The organism is Neobacillus sp. C211 (genome assembly GCF_051842875.1).
Taxonomy (GTDB): Bacteria; Bacillota; Bacilli; order Bacillales; family Cytobacillaceae; genus Neobacillus.
The window spans coordinates 40,238-56,660 of record NZ_JBPXRO010000014.1; the positions used below are offsets into that span (position 1 = coordinate 40,238).

Annotated in this window: 14 protein-coding genes, 1 pseudogene and 1 riboswitch; of the genes and pseudogenes, 9 read left to right on the forward strand and 6 right to left on the reverse strand. The window is 39.0% G+C overall.

Annotated elements, in window-relative coordinates:
- Nucleotides 1-111 precede the first annotated feature (111 nt).
- Nucleotides 112-213: riboswitch (purine riboswitch) on the reverse strand.
- A 209-nt stretch (nt 214-422) separates the two neighbouring features.
- Nucleotides 423-1,421, forward strand: coding sequence for an NAD(P)H-dependent flavin oxidoreductase (locus tag ACSU6B_RS14675; protein ID WP_410886243.1), 999 nt, complete (start codon nt 423-425; stop codon nt 1,419-1,421).
- 138 nt (nt 1,422-1,559) lie between these two features.
- On the opposite strand, the gene ACSU6B_RS14680 is transcribed toward ACSU6B_RS14675, so the two are convergent.
- The gene (locus tag ACSU6B_RS14680) at nt 1,560-1,847 is read right to left on the reverse strand and encodes a hypothetical protein (protein ID WP_215004249.1); all 288 of its coding nucleotides are present in this window, start codon (nt 1,845-1,847) and stop codon (nt 1,560-1,562) included.
- Between the two features lie 342 nt (nt 1,848-2,189).
- On the opposite strand from ACSU6B_RS14680, the gene ACSU6B_RS14685 reads away from it, so the two are divergent.
- Together ACSU6B_RS14685 and ACSU6B_RS14690 are read left to right on the forward strand one after the other, a co-directional pair.
- On the forward strand, nt 2,190-3,380 hold the full coding sequence (locus tag ACSU6B_RS14685; RefSeq protein ID WP_410886245.1) for a glycine C-acetyltransferase: 1,191 nt from the start codon (nt 2,190-2,192) through the stop codon (nt 3,378-3,380).
- 82 nt (nt 3,381-3,462) lie between these two features.
- Nucleotides 3,463-4,407 (forward strand): L-threonine 3-dehydrogenase, encoded by a 945-nt coding sequence (locus ACSU6B_RS14690; protein ID WP_410886247.1) that lies wholly within the window; start codon nt 3,463-3,465, stop codon nt 4,405-4,407.
- Between the two features lie 84 nt (nt 4,408-4,491).
- Here ACSU6B_RS14690 and selD read toward each other — a convergent pair whose 3' ends face one another.
- On the reverse strand, nt 4,492-5,547 hold the full coding sequence (selD, locus tag ACSU6B_RS14695) for a selenide, water dikinase SelD (protein ID WP_410886249.1): 1,056 nt from the start codon (nt 5,545-5,547) through the stop codon (nt 4,492-4,494).
- 192 nt (nt 5,548-5,739) lie between these two features.
- Between selD and ACSU6B_RS14700 the strand changes: the two are divergent.
- A pseudogene (locus ACSU6B_RS14700) lies at nt 5,740-5,925 on the forward strand (Rdx family protein); the annotation flags it as partial.
- Nucleotides 5,926-6,022: 97 nt separating this feature from the next.
- Here the strand turns inward: ACSU6B_RS14700 and ACSU6B_RS14705 are convergent.
- Nucleotides 6,023-6,421, reverse strand: coding sequence for an Hsp20/alpha crystallin family protein (locus ACSU6B_RS14705; RefSeq protein ID WP_410886251.1), 399 nt, complete (start codon nt 6,419-6,421; stop codon nt 6,023-6,025).
- Between the two features lie 169 nt (nt 6,422-6,590).
- Here ACSU6B_RS14705 and selA point away from each other — a divergent pair, with 169 nt between their 5' ends.
- Nucleotides 6,591-7,997, forward strand: coding sequence for an L-seryl-tRNA(Sec) selenium transferase (gene selA / locus ACSU6B_RS14710; RefSeq protein ID WP_410886426.1), 1,407 nt, complete (start codon nt 6,591-6,593; stop codon nt 7,995-7,997).
- An 80-nt stretch (nt 7,998-8,077) separates the two neighbouring features.
- Here selA and ACSU6B_RS14715 read toward each other — a convergent pair whose 3' ends face one another.
- The gene (locus ACSU6B_RS14715) at nt 8,078-8,215 is read right to left on the reverse strand and encodes a small acid-soluble spore protein P (protein WP_088087701.1); all 138 of its coding nucleotides are present in this window, start codon (nt 8,213-8,215) and stop codon (nt 8,078-8,080) included.
- Between the two features lie 113 nt (nt 8,216-8,328).
- On the opposite strand from ACSU6B_RS14715, the gene ACSU6B_RS14720 reads away from it, so the two are divergent.
- Nucleotides 8,329-8,598 carry a hypothetical protein gene (locus ACSU6B_RS14720; RefSeq protein WP_088087700.1) on the forward strand — a complete coding sequence of 90 codons (270 nt, stop codon included), beginning with the start codon at nt 8,329-8,331 and terminating at the stop codon, nt 8,596-8,598.
- Between the two features lie 36 nt (nt 8,599-8,634).
- On the opposite strand, the gene sspO is transcribed toward ACSU6B_RS14720, so the two are convergent.
- The gene (sspO, locus tag ACSU6B_RS14725) at nt 8,635-8,787 is read right to left on the reverse strand and encodes a small acid-soluble spore protein O (protein ID WP_026567316.1); all 153 of its coding nucleotides are present in this window, start codon (nt 8,785-8,787) and stop codon (nt 8,635-8,637) included.
- Between the two features lie 330 nt (nt 8,788-9,117).
- Between sspO and acnA the strand changes: the two genes are divergently transcribed.
- Together acnA and abc-f are read left to right on the forward strand one after the other, a co-directional pair.
- Nucleotides 9,118-11,823 carry an aconitate hydratase AcnA gene (gene acnA, locus ACSU6B_RS14730; protein ID WP_410886253.1) on the forward strand — a complete coding sequence of 902 codons (2,706 nt, stop codon included), beginning with the start codon at nt 9,118-9,120 and terminating at the stop codon, nt 11,821-11,823.
- A gap of 324 nt (nt 11,824-12,147) precedes the next feature.
- On the forward strand, nt 12,148-13,878 hold the full coding sequence (gene abc-f, locus ACSU6B_RS14735; protein WP_410886255.1) for a ribosomal protection-like ABC-F family protein: 1,731 nt from the start codon (nt 12,148-12,150) through the stop codon (nt 13,876-13,878).
- Between the two features lie 104 nt (nt 13,879-13,982).
- Here abc-f and ACSU6B_RS14740 read toward each other — a convergent pair whose 3' ends face one another.
- Nucleotides 13,983-15,020, reverse strand: coding sequence for an NAD-dependent epimerase/dehydratase family protein (locus tag ACSU6B_RS14740; protein ID WP_410886257.1), 1,038 nt, complete (start codon nt 15,018-15,020; stop codon nt 13,983-13,985).
- A gap of 183 nt (nt 15,021-15,203) precedes the next feature.
- Between ACSU6B_RS14740 and mtnA the strand changes: the two genes are divergently transcribed.
- Nucleotides 15,204-16,253, forward strand: coding sequence for an S-methyl-5-thioribose-1-phosphate isomerase (gene mtnA / locus ACSU6B_RS14745; protein WP_410886259.1), 1,050 nt, complete (start codon nt 15,204-15,206; stop codon nt 16,251-16,253).
- Nucleotides 16,254-16,423 lie beyond the last annotated feature (170 nt).

Genomic DNA, 16,423 nt, shown 5'->3' on the forward strand with positions numbered 1-16,423 from the left:
TAATAAAAAGCCCAAAGGTCATTACCTCACATCAAAAAATTGAGTGAGATAATGATCTTTGGGCTACGTATCCGAAAGAATATGGAATTAGAGCACTCAAATAGAAGAGCGACTTTCCCATTACTCACTCATAGTCGGATTATTAATGGCAATCCGGTAGAAACTTGCGGGCCATATCCCCGCGATTATATGAGTGAAACCATATGAATTTATTCCCATTATAAAGCACAGGAGAAAAGTAAATCAATCATTTTTAGCAAAAAACGAACATTTTATCAATTTAATTAATAATCGTTCGTGGATGGTAAGCGTTTAAGAGACAGAAATAAAAGGTTCATACAAAGATTGAATAACCATTCATTTTCAGGTACTATGAAAGTGTATCGTTTATTCTGAAAATTCTAAAATAAAGGGTGAGCAAAATGAAGAAATCAATTCCTGAATCATGGTGGAACCAATTAAAATTACCGGTTATTTCAGCCCCGATGTTTTTGGTGTCAGGCACCGAACTCGTGAAAAACTGTTGTTTGAATGGCGTGATTGGTTCTTTCCCTGCTCCAAATGCAAGACCCATTGAGGTTCTTGATCAGTGGATGGGGCAATTAAATGAAGAGTTAGAAGAGGCTCGTGCGCTCGATCCTAGCCGAAAAATTGCACCTTGGGCGATGAATATGGTCGTACATAGCTCTTACAGCCGTCTGCAGGAAGAACTTGCATTGATTAAAAAGCATCAGCCGCAATTGGTAATTACCTCCTTAGGAAGTCCGAAACAAGTCGTCGATATTGTGCATGAATATGGTGGGCTCGTATTCTCTGATGTGAGTGATTTGAAGTTTGCTCAAAAAGCAGCTGAATCTGGTGTCGATGGACTTATTTTGGTGGCAAGCGGGGCGGGTGGTCACGCGGGTCAAATCAACAGCTTTGCCTTCGTGGATATAGTCCGTAATTTCTGGGATGGTATCATTGTCCTTGCTGGTTCCATTTCAACAGGGAAGGGAATTTTAGCTGCACAGGCAGCAGGCGCTGACCTTGCCTATATGGGAACCCGCTTTATTGTTGCGACAGAAAGTATGGCCAATGATGAATACAGAGAAATGCTGGTTGAAGCCACACAAGAGGATATCATTTTAACGGATGCTTTCTCCGGCATCATGTGCAATATGCTGGTACCTAGTATCAAAAAGGCAGGTTTGGACCCAGAAAAACTTGTTAAAAAAGACAAGGTAAACTTTGATAATATGCAAAGGGAGACGAATGCGAAAGCATGGAAGGATATTTGGTCAGCAGGACATGGCGTCGGGGCAATACATAAAATAGAATCGGCTTCTGAAATAATTAGTAGTTTAGAAAAAGAATACAAAGAGGCATTACAAAATATCAATCGAAATGTCGGAAAATTGAGTTCGGTGTCCGTCAAATAAGAAAAGCATACGATTGCGAAAAGAGACTCTCACAGTGAAGCAAACAAATGTCCTTGACAAGGAACATTAAATAGATGAAAAAAACCGGGCATTGCCCGGTTTTTCTTTGGAGCAAAAGAACTTATCCCCCAATTTTGCTTACTTTTTGTTTTTCTCCTTTGATACCATATTGACTACTTTATAACCTGGTTTCATCTTAATCTTCTTAATACCACTATTCATTGTGACTTGGTACATGGTAAATTTTCGAGGCTGATGTTCCAGTCTATCAATTTTTTTAATGGTTTCTTTTTGAAAATATTTATGTATTTTCTTCGTTTGCTTTTCAGGTTTTTCACCGTAAAGAAAATCGTAGGCAATAATAAATAGAAAAATAAATACCGCCCCAATAACTAGTGTGTATAAGGTTGAATACAAAAATGACAAGGTTGACATCCTTTCTATGTAGCATAGAGTTAGAGATTGACTCAGTATGATTAAAAAACCATTATAACTTAAAACCATGCCATTCTAAAATAATTCATTGATAGCAGTTTTGTTATCTTAAGAAATAACATTATTTTTGATTGGGTACACTAAAAGAATATAAAAAATATTTTTGTTTATTTGTCCGCTAGATATGCACAACCATAAAAATTTATGATAAAGTATAGCATAGCAATCCTTTAATACCAATGTTTAACAAAGGTATAGACGTCCGCCTGAAACGGACGATTGTTTTTCCGTAAACAACAAATCACGTTCAAATGAATAAAGGGGGAATTGAATATGTCCAGTACTATTTTGGAGCAATTTTTAAATGAAAATCTTGATAATTTAAAGGGAAAAGGTTTGTACAATATCATCGATCCACTCGAAAGCCCAAATGGACCAGTTATAACAATTAACGGCAGAGAGCTAGTCAATCTGTCTTCCAACAACTATTTAGGCTTAGCCACGGATGAACGTTTGAAAAAAGCCGCTAATGAGGCGATAGAACAATACGGAGTTGGCGCAGGGGCCGTTCGAACTATCAACGGAACGCTTAAACTCCATGTTGAACTGGAAGAAAAATTAGCTGAATTCAAACATACAGAAGCAGCGATTGCTTACCAATCTGGATTTAATTGTAACATGGCGGCTATTTCCGCAGTAATGGATAAAAATGATGCGATTCTTTCGGATGAATTAAACCATGCGTCGATAATCGACGGCTGCCGGCTTTCCAAAGCAAAAATTATCCGTGTGAACCACTCCGATATGGAAGATTTACGTGCAAAAGCAAAAGCAGCAAAGGAGTCAGGCCTTTACAATAAAATTATGGTGATTACAGACGGCGTGTTCTCGATGGACGGTGATATTGCTTTACTGCCTGAAATTGTCAAGATTGCTGAGGAATTTGATCTGATTACATATGTAGACGATGCTCATGGATCAGGTGTGCTTGGAGATGGGGCAGGGACCGTTAAGCATTTTGGTCTTTCTGATAAAATTGATTTTCAAATCGGTACATTATCTAAAGCAATTGGCGTGGTTGGCGGTTATGTCGCGGGTAAGAAAAATCTCATTGACTGGTTAAAAGTTCGCAGCCGTCCATTCCTATTTTCGACCTCATTAACTCCTGCCGATGTGGCAGCAAGTAAGAAGTCAATTGAAATCTTAATGGAGAGCACGGAACTGAATAAAAAGCTCTGGGAAAATGGAAATTATCTAAAAAAAGGCTTGAAGGCGTTAGGTTTTAATATCGGCAACAGCGAAACTCCGATCACTCCTTGTATTATCGGGGACGAAGCACTTACTCAACAATTCAGTAAACGTTTGAATGATGAAGGGGTTTATGCAAAGGCGATTGTGTTCCCAACCGTTCCACAAGGGACTGGACGAGTGCGTAACATGCCAACAGCTGCACATACAAAAGAAATGCTCGATCAAGCGATTGCTATTTATGAAAAAGTCGGCAAGGAAATGGGCGTTATTTAGGTATCACCCTAACTGATTGAGTAACGTAAAAATAAAGTAAATCACTATTTTTAGTAAGAGTGAAGAGGACGGAGAAACGACGATGAAGCGTATTTTAATCACAGGTGCTTTAGGGCAGATTGGATCAGAATTAACTTTAAAGCTAAGAGACATCTATGGTGCGGATAATGTCATTGCTACAGATATTAAAAAGAATGACAGTGAAGCCGCTCAAAGTGGTCCTTTTGAGACCGTCGATGTAACGAATTTAAACCAAATGGTGGAAGTAGCTAAAAAATACAATGTTGATACTGTTATGCATTTAGCCGCTCTTTTATCAGCTACAGCAGAAGCCAAGCCTGTGTTTGCCTGGAATTTAAATATGGGCGGGCTAATGAATGGATTGGAAACTGCAAAAGAGCTAAAGGCGCAATTTTTCACACCAAGTTCGATTGGTGCTTTTGGTCCATCCACACCTAAGGACAAAACCCCCCAAGATACGATAATGCGTCCAACGACGATGTACGGTGTCAATAAAGTGGCAGGGGAATTATTGTCTGATTACTATTTCCAAAAGTTTGGTGTCGATACCCGCGGCTTGCGTTTTCCAGGGTTAATTTCCTATGTTGCACTTCCTGGCGGAGGGACTACGGATTATGCCGTTGAAATCTATTATGAAGCGCTCAAGAATGGCCAATATACTTCATACATTGATAAAGGTACCTATATGGATATGATGTATATGCCCGATGCCCTAAATGCAATTGTTGACTTAATGGAAGCAGATTCATCAAAATTAATCCACCGTAATGCTTTCAACGTGACAGCGATGAGCTTTGATCCTGAAGAAATTGCGGCTTCTATCGCTAAGTATGTACCTGGATTTGAAATTTCTTATAATGTTGATCCAGATCGTCAAAAAATTGCGGAAAGTTGGCCAAATTCAATTGATGCTAGTGCGGCAAAAGAGGAATGGGGCTTTAAATACGCGTTTGATTTGGATAAAATGACCAAGGATATGGTGGAGAAGCTACGTCAGAAAATATAATAATAATTATAATAATCCTGGACCAAAATGGTTCAGGTCTTTTTTTTGCATAAAAGAAACAGCGAAGCAACTAAGGCTTCGCTGTTATCTTGTTACATAGATATATTTGTCTTTTTTCTCGGTAACTCTACCAATAATCGCAGCATATGCTAGACCATTAGAATGTAGCTTGTCGACATATTGAGCCGCTTCCTGTTCACTAAGTGAAACAAACAGACCCCCAGATGTAATCGCATCACATAGGACCAGCTGCTCCTCCGGAAGAATATCCTCATAAACCACATCATCAGCTATCCATTTATGATTCGACTTAGAACCACCAGGCACCACACCATTTTTCGCTAATTCAAGAGCACCTTCTAAAACAGGGACTTGTGAGAGTGAGAATTCAAAACTGACATTACTACCACGTGCCATTTCACTGCCATGTCCAAGTAATCCGAATCCAGTTACATCAGTTACAGCGTGAGGATGAAATTCGGTTAACACTTCAGCTGCCACTTTATTTAGCGTTGCCATTGTTTCTGTCACTATTCGTTCCTGCTCGGGTGTTACCACACTTCTCTTTATACCGGTTGTGATAATACCCACACCAATCGGCTTAGTTATCACGAGAACATCACCAGGCTTGGCGCCGACATTTTTCCAAACTTTATCGGGATGGACTATACCTGTAACGGAAAGTCCAAATTTAGGTTCCTGATCATCAATTGAATGGCCGCCAACGGTAATCGCACCGGCTTCTTTTACTTTATCTGCCGCACCTCGAAGAATATCAGCTAGCATTTCGGCACCCAACTTTTTAATCGGAAAGCCGACAATATTCATAACTGTTTTAGGTTCACCCCCCATGGCATAAACATCGCTTAATGCATTTGCAGCCGTGATCTGACCAAACATATATGGATCGTCGACGATTGGGGTAAAGTAGTCAACTGTCTGTATCAAAGCGATGGAGTCGGTTATTTGGTAAACTCCAGCATCATCAGAAGTATCAAGTCCCACTAATAATTCAGGAACAGGTTCTTGTTTCGGTAATTGACGCAACACTTGCGCCAGGTCCTCAGGACCAATTTTACAGCCTCAACCCGCTTTTGTTGACAAAGAAGTTAGGCGAATTTTATCTTGTTCACTCAACATGTCCACCTCCATTTATATAGTATAACTCTTTCAAAAAAAAACCGCACGAATAGACAAAAAAATTGCTGAAGGAAAAGGAATAGGTTAAAATATTAACACTATCCTGATGTAGGAAACACTTTTTTGGAGGGTATTTTTATGAAGAACTATCATGTTATTGTTGAATTTTGCATGCAATGAAATTACGCACCAAAAGCCGCGAGTTTCGCGGAAGAGCTATTTAATCATTTTTTTAGAGATATTCAAAAGTTGGAACTGATTCCAAGTTCAGGCGGCGCTTTCGAAGTGACCGTGAATGGAGAGAAGATCTATTCGAAGCTCGAAACAGGTGTTTTCCCTGATACCGATGAAATGATAGAGATCATTTCTAAAAATTAACAAACACCCCTCAAATCCGTTTGGAAATGAGGGGTGTTTTTTTACAGATAAAATTATTATGTTAACTTAAGCATAAAAAATGATGCCACAAGTTTTCTTAAGGCAAGGTAATGAATCTATTTTTTCCTACTCCTCTATCTATTTTAGAAATAAATACCTCTAGAATTCCATTTGTAAATGTAGCAAATACGTTCTGATTAATGACTTGAAACGGAAAATTAATGGAACGGACTCGTTTTTGTTTATTCATGTAAGGGGGGTATTTGGATGCAGAAATCATTAATTTATTTCCTTCTATATATACCTTTATTTCCGAAGCTTCGAATTCCCTTAAAATGGCCTCAACAATCCATTCCTTTTCTGTTTCATAAAGATCGATTGGAAATTGTGTTTCATCATAATAAGTAGTAAGTGGATCAAGAAAATAGTTTTCCAGCCATTTCTCCACTAAGTCAAAATCCAAGGCTTGATTTTTAAGTTGTTTCTTTTTTGACATATCTAATCCCCCTTGCTCGTTTCATTTTATTCAATGTGACTTAAAACGTGAAACTGATGTGATATAATTGGGAAAGTTAGAGAGCCCGTTTGTAAATTCCACTCATTCAAACGGGCGGCGACTAGTCAAATGTCAGAGAAAAAGAACATGTGATAAAGGAGTTTTTATGTTGAAAGAATGGCTACGCTCAATTCCACCGGTCCATGAACTTCAAAATCATGAGAGGTTTTTAACTCTCCTTCTACAAAGTCAGCTTGATCATACGCTTCTGACCAAACAGCTTAAAGAAGTCATTGACAACATTAGGGAAGCAATCCTAAACGATAATTGGCCAGGTGGCAGGCCAGGGACCAACCATTTTATTGAAGACCTATTTTTTATTCTCGAAACAAAAATACAGAAACAGTATTCTTATACCTTAGAAAAGGTCATAAATGCGACAGGAACCATTTTACATACAAACCTAGGAAGGGCTAGGTTAAGCGAAAATGCAATCAACCATGTGATTGACACTGCAAGGAACTATTCAAATCTTGAATATAAGCTAACGGAAGGTGAAAGAGGTTCAAGACATAGTCATGTTGAAGCATTAATTAAAGATATCACCGGTGCAGAGGCGGCTATGGTGGTTAATAATAATGCTTCTGCTGTCTATCTGGTTTTAAGAGCTCTAGCTGCTAACAAAGAAGTCATTGTTTCAAGGGGACAGCTTGTTGAAATCGGCGGCTCTTTTCGAATCTCATCTATAATGGAAGAAAGCGGGGCAAAGCTTGTAGAAGTTGGCACCACTAACAAAACACATCTTTATGATTACGAAAAAGCTGTCAGTTCAGAAACTTCGATTGTCATGAAGGTACATACGAGCAACTTTAAGGTCATCGGATTTACCAAATCTGTTGATACCGAAGATCTTGTTGGGCTTACGAAACGATTAGATGGTGTTATTTTTTATGAAGATCTTGGAAGTGGTGCTCTATATGACTTTAGGAAGCACGGAATTGGTGATGAACCGGTAGTAAAAGAGGTCATTGAATTAGGGGCAGATGTTGTAACCTTTAGTGGTGACAAGCTCCTTGGCGGTCCACAGGCCGGTATAATTGCTGGAAAAAAAGAAATCATTGATCGCTTAAAAAAACACCAGTTGGCACGCGTCGTCCGGGTTGATAAGATGACCTTGGCTGCGCTTGAGGGGACGTTAATCGATTATGCCCGTGGAGAAAATGTCGTAGTAAATATTCCAACCGTTCGTGATTTATTAGTTTCCTCTGAAGAATTAGACGAACGATCGCAGTCGTTTGTTACAAATCTATTACAAAATACTGGAAAATATGTTACAAAAATTACAGAAGGAAGAAGTCAAGTGGGTGGGGGGACGATGCCGGATGTTGAGCTTCCAACCATGGTCGTGTCCTTAAAACATCGTGAATTGACGGCAGAACAGTTGGGAAGAAAGCTTCGATCCGAAGTGAAACCAGCAATTGTTGGAAGGATTCAAAAAGATGAATTTATCATTGATTTACGTACCGTGACTCCAGAAGAAGAAGAGGACCTGCTTCGGGCATTAATTAAAGTATAGAAAAGCTTAGTAATCGACTGATGCCCCAGCACTTAAATAAAGTGCTGGGCATTTTTTGCTTGCGCCTATCTTATAAGTTTCTACATATCGTGATGTGTATTATGTTTGGCTCTAGTATGGTTGCGATTCTTGACTTTGTGGGAACCACTTAATGGTTCAGGCTGCCCCGATTGTTTTGGTGCATTTTTTCGCATGTCTTTGCCATCGTTTTTGTTCATATTGCATCCCTCCTATATGTTAGGATGCAGTGATAAAGTCCTTTTATACCGTATATTTTTTGTTGTTCTGTGCAATTTAACGGTAAACAAAATGAAGGAGTGAATGAAGAAAGATGGATAAATTCCCTTACAATAAAGATAAACAGCAAGCGTTTCAAGCAGCACAGCAGGGGTATGAGAATGCACAAGGACTATTCGAGACAATTGTAAGTGATAGTGCAAGTTATGGTCATCAACTAAAGCATCTAAAAGACGAAGTCAATGAAGCCTACCAACAAATTGAAAATGCACTAGAAGTGGCATCGGAACATCAACGATCGCAGCTAGAGCGTTTCCAGCAGGATCTGCAAAGCATGGTGACAGAAGTAAACCAGACAGAATAGGAAAAGCAGGCGGGGGAGCCCGCCTGCTTTTTGCTATTATTGATTTTTCTTTCGTTTTTTGTTATTCATTCTTTCTTTTGCAGTTAATTCTGGTTCGCTCGCCATTTCCTCATTAAAACCTGCACCTTTACCTTGCCCCTTGGCTGCATTCATCCCTGGAATTACATGATTAGACTTTCGTTTCACCATTCTAATCACCTCCTACACTTTTACTATTTCCTCCATAGCAAAAAACATGACATTGAAAAAGTTTTTTGAGATAATAAATAATGAAAAAGGCGGTTTTCCCATGACTTAAATCACATAAGCACAAATAGTGTTTTTTGAATTTTCAGAACAAAATACATAAAAAACATAAGTGAAACTTATCAATCGCAATAACTTTCTTGTTATTTACTTATGTAATCGCTTGTATTAATATAAGAATTGTGAGAAAAGTTAAGCAGGATGGGAAAATTCAAACTTTTCAACTTTTCGTTAATTTTCGATTTATTAATGACGAATTAGGGGGTTTTTTACATGGTAAAAAATGATGTATTTAACACACGCACTTCCTTTGAAGTGAATGGTAAACGTTACAACTATTACCGTTTAAGTGCACTAGAAGAGGCTGGAATTGGAAAAGTTTCTAATTTGCCTTACTCTGTAAAAGTACTACTTGAATCTGTATTACGCCAATTAGATGGCCGTGCAATTTCAAAAGAGCATGTTGAAAACTTAGCAAAATGGGGCACAAATGAGCTAAAAGAAGTGGACGTACCATTTAAGCCTGCTCGTGTTATCCTTCAAGACTTTACAGGTGTTCCAGCAGTCGTTGACCTTGCTTCTTTAAGAAAAGCAATGGCAGACCTAGGCGGAGATCCTGACAAAATCAACCCTGAAAAAACGGTTGATCTTGTAATCGACCACTCCGTACAGGTTGATGCATATGGAGCAGCTGATTCCTTAAAAATTAACATGGATTATGAATTCGAACGTAATGCTGAGCGCTACCAATTCTTAAGTTGGGCGCAAAAATCATTTAATAACTATCGCGCCGTTCCACCTGCAACAGGTATCGTACACCAAGTAAACCTTGAATACTTGGCTGATGTTGTCCACGTTGCAGAAACAGATGGTGAATTAGAAGCTTATCCAGATACTTTGGTTGGTACAGACTCCCATACAACAATGATCAATGGTCTTGGTGTTCTTGGATGGGGCGTTGGCGGTATTGAAGCTGAAGCAGGAATGCTAGGTCAGCCTTCATACTTCCCTGTACCAGAAGTAGTAGGTGTTAAATTAACAGGTGAGCTTCCAAACGGTGCTACAGCAACTGACCTTGCTTTAAAAGTAACTCAAGTTCTTCGCAGTCATGGGGTTGTAGGGAAATTCGTTGAGTTCTTCGGACCAGGAGTATCAGTACTGCCACTTGCAGACCGTGCAACAATTGCAAACATGGCCCCTGAATACGGTGCTACTTGCGGATTCTTCCCAATTGATGATGAATCACTTGCATACATGCGCTTAACAGGCCGTGAAGAAGAGCATATCAATGTAGTAGAACAATACTGCAAAGCAAACGGTTTGTTCTTTGATCCAGCGATCGAGCCAGTTTATACAGATGTAGTTGAAATCGATCTTTCAGTCATTGAAGCAAATCTATCTGGTCCAAAGCGTCCTCAAGATTTGATTCCACTTTCTAAAATGAAAGAGGAATTCGTGAAAGCTGTTTCTGCTCCACAAGGAAACCAAGGCTTCGGCTTACAAGCAGATGAGCTTGACAAGTCTGCAACTGTTAATTTCCTAAACGGTGATGAAACTACTATTAAAACTGGTGCCGTCGCAATTGCTTCAATCACAAGCTGTACCAATACATCTAACCCATACGTTCTAGTAGGTGCTGGACTTGTTGCGAAGAAAGCAGTTGAATTAGGAATGGAAGTTCCTAAATTCGTAAAAACTTCCTTAGCACCAGGATCTAAAGTTGTAACTGGATATCTTCGTGATTCGGGGTTACTTCCTTACCTAGAGCAAATCGGCTTCAATCTCGTTGGTTACGGATGTACAACATGTATCGGTAACTCCGGCCCATTAAAGCAAGAAATCGAAAAAACAATCGCTGAAAACGATCTTTTAGTTACATCTGTTCTTTCCGGTAACCGGAACTTCGAAGGACGAATTCACCCGCTTGTTAAAGCAAACTACCTTGCTTCACCACCATTAGTTGTTGCTTACGCTCTTGCTGGTACTGTAAATATTGATTTTGCAAACGAAGCAATTGGTAAAGATAAAGATGGAAATGATGTATTCTTCAAGGATATCTGGCCATCAACTGCTGAAGTTAATGATGTTGTTAAACGTACAGTAACTCCTGAACTATTCCGCCGGGAATATGCAAACGTGTTCGGTGACAACGAGCGTTGGAATGATATCAAAACAAGCAATGAGCCTTTATATACTTTTGATGAGGATTCTACTTACATCGCAAATCCGCCGTTCTTTGAAGGCTTATCACCAGAACCAGGTATCGTCGAGCCATTAGCAGGACTGCGTGTTGTTGGTAAATTTGGTGATTCAGTTACAACTGACCACATTTCACCTGCAGGAGCAATTGGTAAAAATACTCCAGCTGGTAAATATCTGCTAGAAAAAGGCGTTGCAATCCGCGACTTTAACTCTTACGGATCCCGTCGTGGTAACCACGAAGTAATGATGCGTGGAACGTTCGCAAACATTCGTATTCGTAACCAAATCGCACCAGGAACAGAAGGTGGGGTAACTACTTACTGGCCAACTGGCGAAGTGACATCTATTTACGATGCTTGCATGAAGTATAAAGAAAACGGTACTGGATTAATCGTTCTTGCGGGTAAAGATTACGGAATGGGTTCTTCACGTGACTGGGCTGCTAAAGGTACAAACCTTTTAGGTATTAAAACAGTTCTTGCTGAAAGCTTTGAACGTATTCACCGTTCAAACCTTGTGTTAATGGGTGTGCTTCCACTTCAATTTAAAGATGGCGAAAGCGCTGAATCACTTGGCCTGACTGGTAAAGAAACCATTGATGTTCAAGTAGACGAAAATGTAAAACCACGTGACTTTCTAAAAGTAACTGCAACGGACGAAGCTGGTAACAAGAAAGAATTTGAAGTTCTTGTTCGTTTTGACTCTGAAGTTGAAATTGATTACTACCGCCACGGCGGAATTCTTCCAATGGTTCTACGTGAAAAATTACAAGCTTAATATTGAAAAACACCATACCAGCTGGTATGGTGTTTTTTCGGAAGAAATGTTTGACAAATTTTATGATCGTATAATAAAATAAAACTAACAATCGAAAAGGAATGATTAAGGTACGATGAAATTATAATCTTATTTTTCAGACATGATTCGAATAACGAAAAATGTTGAACCTGAAGAATAGGATTCGTCTATCCTTTTTTATGTCCTGATCGTATATGCCAATAAAACCTTTAAAAGGTTTATTTGTTGATTCATATTAACGGCAAATTTTGATCATTTCTAAGACATAAACTCTCTTCAGGTTCAATTGAAGGGAGTTTTTTTATGCATTCAAATCAAAAAACAGTCATTAAAGTAATCGGCTTAGAAAAAAGTTTTCATTTAAGAAAGGTATTCGAAAATATCCAATTTGAGATAAAGAACGGGGAAAGGATTGGCCTTGTCGGGTACAATGGTACAGGAAAGACAACACTAGCCAATATCCTTTTCGGGAAAATAACACCCGATAAAGGGATCATCGAAAAATCAAGCGAGTTAACAATAGGCTATCTATCGCAGTCGATTGATTATGAGATAAGTGATTTTCATCAGTCATTATCAGGAAGCACAACGAAAGAATTATTCCTGCATGCTAGTGAGTTAGGTCTTCAAAAGGTCTATGACTGGGAGGAAGACCGATTAAATCATTTAAGCGGAGGGGAAAAATTAAAACTGGCACTCTCGACGGTTTGGGCATCAAAACCTGACTTCTTAATTTTGGATGAACCGACAAATCACTTGGATTTTCATGGGATTCAGTGGCTGGTAACCGAACTAGAAAAATTTCAAGGACCTGTCTTAATTATCTCTCATGACCGTCATTTTTTAGATAAAACAGTGCATCGTATTTTCGAAATTGAAAATGGTAAGCTCCACTTTTACAATGGAAACTATAGTGACTATCGTGTTGAAAAACAACATCGGGAGGAGAATCAGCGCCATCAATATAGCGTCCAGCAACGGCAAATAGAAATGGTTGAATCACAAATGGAACAATTAAAGTCATGGTCGGAAAAAGCCCATCGTGATTCAACCAAAAAGGGATCAGGACCCAGTAAAAGACAAAATGGGATTAAGGAATACCATCGGGCTAAGGCTAAAAAAACAGACAATCAAGTGAAATCAAAAATGAAACGTCTGCAAAATGAGCTTGAAAAAAATAAAATTGATAAGCCGTTAGATGAAGTCCAAGTAAGGTTCCAGTTTGACACTCAAGGGAAGAGAGGCAAACGGATTGTCGAGGCCCAACGTCTAAATAAATCGTACGAGGATCGAACACTCTTTCATAGCTCTAACTTCTACATTAACCACGGAGAGCGAATGGGACTCTTAGGGGAAAATGGCTGCGGGAAAACGACATTAATTAAGATGATCCTAGATCAAGAGACGTATACAGATGGTAATCTATGGAAGAGCGACTCGATAAACGTTGCTTATTTAAGTCAGGATGTTGATGATTTACCAGACGATAAATCGGTGATGGAGGCTTTAGGTTTCACAGATAGGGAAGATGTGTTAAAAGCACGGACCTTACTCGCCAATTTGGGCTTACAAGACGCGTTCATAACTAAACCAATTAGGACTTTGAGTTTGGGCGAACGAACAAGAGTAAAGCTAGTCGATATGTTAATGAAAGAATACGATGTTCTTATCCTAGACGAACCGACGAATCATTTAGATTTGCCGAGCAGGGAGCAGCTGGAAAAGACATTAGCTGAGTTTAAAGGGACGATCATAACGGTTTCCCATGATTATTATTTCTTAAATAAATTATGCGACCGGCTGCTAGTATTTGAAAACCAGCAAATTAAACGGGTAGAAATGACGCCAAAGGAATATTTTAACAAAAAAGTAAAGAAAGAGGATAATCAAGAAGAAGCATTATTAATCATTGAAAACAAGATCGCGGTGATTTTGGGAGAATTATCATTAATCGATCAAAAAGATCCTAAATATTTTGTATTAGACCAAGAATTTAAAGAACTTCTTAAGCAAAAACGGAATTTAAGCAATTAACAACGGAAGAGAGCAGGGATATCTGCTCTCTTCCGTTGTTTTCCCTCGATAATTGATGGTTTATTTGTGAAAAAATCGGATTTATTTGCGAATCCAAAAGCTGATTATTTTTCTTTTAATATGGTAAGCAGTTCTTTCTCTTTTTCCGCTCGCATCCCCGATTTCCACTCATATTCCGTCAAATGGCGAGTTTTCTCCCACTCATAAATATCAGCGATACTTTCCTCAAGCTTTCTAAAGGAAAGCCCACTCTGAATCGCTTTATCAACGTTGATGGAGAAAGCACCTTTCCAAGGCTCTTTAGTCTCAGGTGATAAAGGATAATTCTCTGGTACCCAGAGAGGCAACTCTGTCCAAGGGGCCACTTTTTGATCCAAAAGGAATTTCTCATCTGCCCAAACCACTTCTGCATTTGAATCAGTCACTTTGATACATGCGTCGATAAACTCTTTCATCGTTAGAGAATAATCAGGCCCTGTTGCATTAAAGGTTCCTGTGGAATCCTGCTCTTCCATATCGAGGATCCAATTCGAAAGGTCTTTATTGTCAATCAACTGCACACGTCGATAAGGGCTCCCAGGCACCATAACCTTGCCGCCTTTTGCTATTCTGTTAATCCAATAGGGAACACGGTCGGTATAATCATTCGGCCCAATTAACTGACCCGCCCGCACGTTTAACACTCGTCCAGGCAAATTTTTTTCAGCAATCTGCTCACATAACGCTTTAAAATGTCCATAATATTCATAAACCGGCTCGTCTGAATCCATTGAAAGTTTATTAGCTTCCTCAAGTGACATTTCTAAAACAGAGTAGCTTTCATCTAAATTTTCTGGAACCCAGTCTTGGTAAACGGATATACTCGAGATGAATGTATAATGTTTTACGCGATCCTTCAATAAATTGGTTGTATTTTGGACCGTATATGGAATAAATCCGCTTGTATCCAAAACAGCATCCCAGTTGCGGTTTTGAAGCGCTTTCAAATTACCAAACCGATTCCCAGTAAGGACTTCAACGTCTTTTATTCCTGGATTTTGAATTCCGCGATTAAAAATCGTCACTTCATGATTTCGCCTCAAAGCCTCTTCCACAAATGTTCTCCCCAAAAAGCGACTTCCACCTAAAACAAGAATCTTCAAAAGAATCCCCTCCAGTCTTGTTTTTATTTTAACAAATTTTTGCGCAATTTAGTTAATATTTAAGAATTCCATCTTATAAAAATGAAAGTATTGCATATGTCATGGATATTGTTAAAATTACATAGGTAGAAGTTGAAATTTAATACATAATAGAGGTTATTTAAGCAGAAGGGATGTTTCTCCATGGAAAACACATACTTACAATCCGTTTCTTATGAAAACGGAGTCCTTAAAATACTTGATCAAACCAAAATTCCAAATATAACAGAATTTCTTGAAACGATTAAAATTGAAGACGCCTGGGATGCAATAAAACAATTAAAAGTCCGAGGTGCCCCAGCGATTGGAATCGCGGCAGCATATGGTTTAGTGCTTGGTATAAAAGATGCACCTGAAAATTCCTTTGAAGATTTTTATGCTCATTTTAAAAAGCAATCAGATTATTTGGCCACTTCACGACCTACCGCGGTTAACCTATTTTGGGCACTAAAACGAATGAATGACAGAGCCTTAAAAGAAAAAGAATTACCGATCCATCAAATCAAAGAAGCACTAGAAAATGAAGCACATACAATTCGTAATGAAGATGAAGAAGTTTGCCGTACGATCGGGGAGCATGCATTAAACCTTTTAAAGGATGGGATGGGAGTTCTCACACACTGCAATGCGGGCGGCATCGCAACTGCAAGATATGGAACAGCCCTTTCTCCGCTTTATTTAGCAAAAGAAAAAGGCTGGGATATAAAGGTGTTTGCGGATGAAACAAGACCGCTTTTACAAGGGGCTCGTTTGACAGCTTGGGAGCTTATGCAAGCTGGCATTGATGTCACCTTAATCACAGACAATATGGCAGCAATGGTCATGCAAAAAGGCTGGGTTGACGCTGTTATCGTCGGTTGTGATTGCGTAGCGGCAAATGGTGATGTCGCCAACAAGATTGGTACATACGGTGTGGCATTATTAGCGAAGGCCCATAATATTCCGTTTTACGTAGCGGCACCGCTCTCTACCATTGATTTAGAAACTAAGACAGGTGCTGATATCCCAATCGAGGAAAGAGATGCCTCCGAAATAACTGAAGGATTTGGCAAAAGGACAGCCCCTGAAGGTGTAAAAGTATTTAACCCTGCTTTTGATGTCACTCCTTATGACTTGGTTACAGCAATCATAACCGAAAAGGGTATAATAAAAGGAAATTATCAGGAAGAGCTTCACAGACTTTTTATATCCTGAAGAAAAGAAAGCAGTTAACCTAATCGTTAAAATAGTCACGAAAAATATTTTAGCTGAATTGGGAAACACCTATAAAAACATGTAAACTTTGTGAATTGTCACAGTTTCGGCATATCCAAGTTTTGTTTCACCTAGGTTTATAGTGTAAAATCGAAGTAGCAGAGTATGAA

Excerpts from the sequence above, each read along its gene's own strand:
- ACSU6B_RS14675 (WP_410886243.1), top strand. The coding sequence starts at position 423 with ATGAAGAAATCAATTCCTGAATCATGGTGGAACCAATTAAAATTACCG.
- ACSU6B_RS14685 (WP_410886245.1), top strand. The coding sequence starts at position 2,190 with ATGTCCAGTACTATTTTGGAGCAATTTTTAAATGAAAATCTTGATAAT.
- ACSU6B_RS14690 (WP_410886247.1), top strand. The coding sequence starts at position 3,463 with ATGAAGCGTATTTTAATCACAGGTGCTTTAGGGCAGATTGGATCAGAA.
- ACSU6B_RS14705 (WP_410886251.1), bottom strand. The coding sequence starts at position 6,421 with ATGTCAAAAAAGAAACAACTTAAAAATCAAGCCTTGGATTTTGACTTA.
- ACSU6B_RS14715 (WP_088087701.1), bottom strand. The coding sequence starts at position 8,215 with ATGAACAAAAACGATGGCAAAGACATGCGAAAAAATGCACCAAAACAA.
- ACSU6B_RS14720 (WP_088087700.1), top strand. The coding sequence starts at position 8,329 with ATGGATAAATTCCCTTACAATAAAGATAAACAGCAAGCGTTTCAAGCA.
- sspO (WP_026567316.1), bottom strand. The coding sequence starts at position 8,787 with ATGGTGAAACGAAAGTCTAATCATGTAATTCCAGGGATGAATGCAGCC.
- acnA (WP_410886253.1), top strand. The coding sequence starts at position 9,118 with ATGGTAAAAAATGATGTATTTAACACACGCACTTCCTTTGAAGTGAAT.
- abc-f (WP_410886255.1), top strand. The coding sequence starts at position 12,148 with ATGCATTCAAATCAAAAAACAGTCATTAAAGTAATCGGCTTAGAAAAA.
- mtnA (WP_410886259.1), top strand. The coding sequence starts at position 15,204 with ATGGAAAACACATACTTACAATCCGTTTCTTATGAAAACGGAGTCCTT.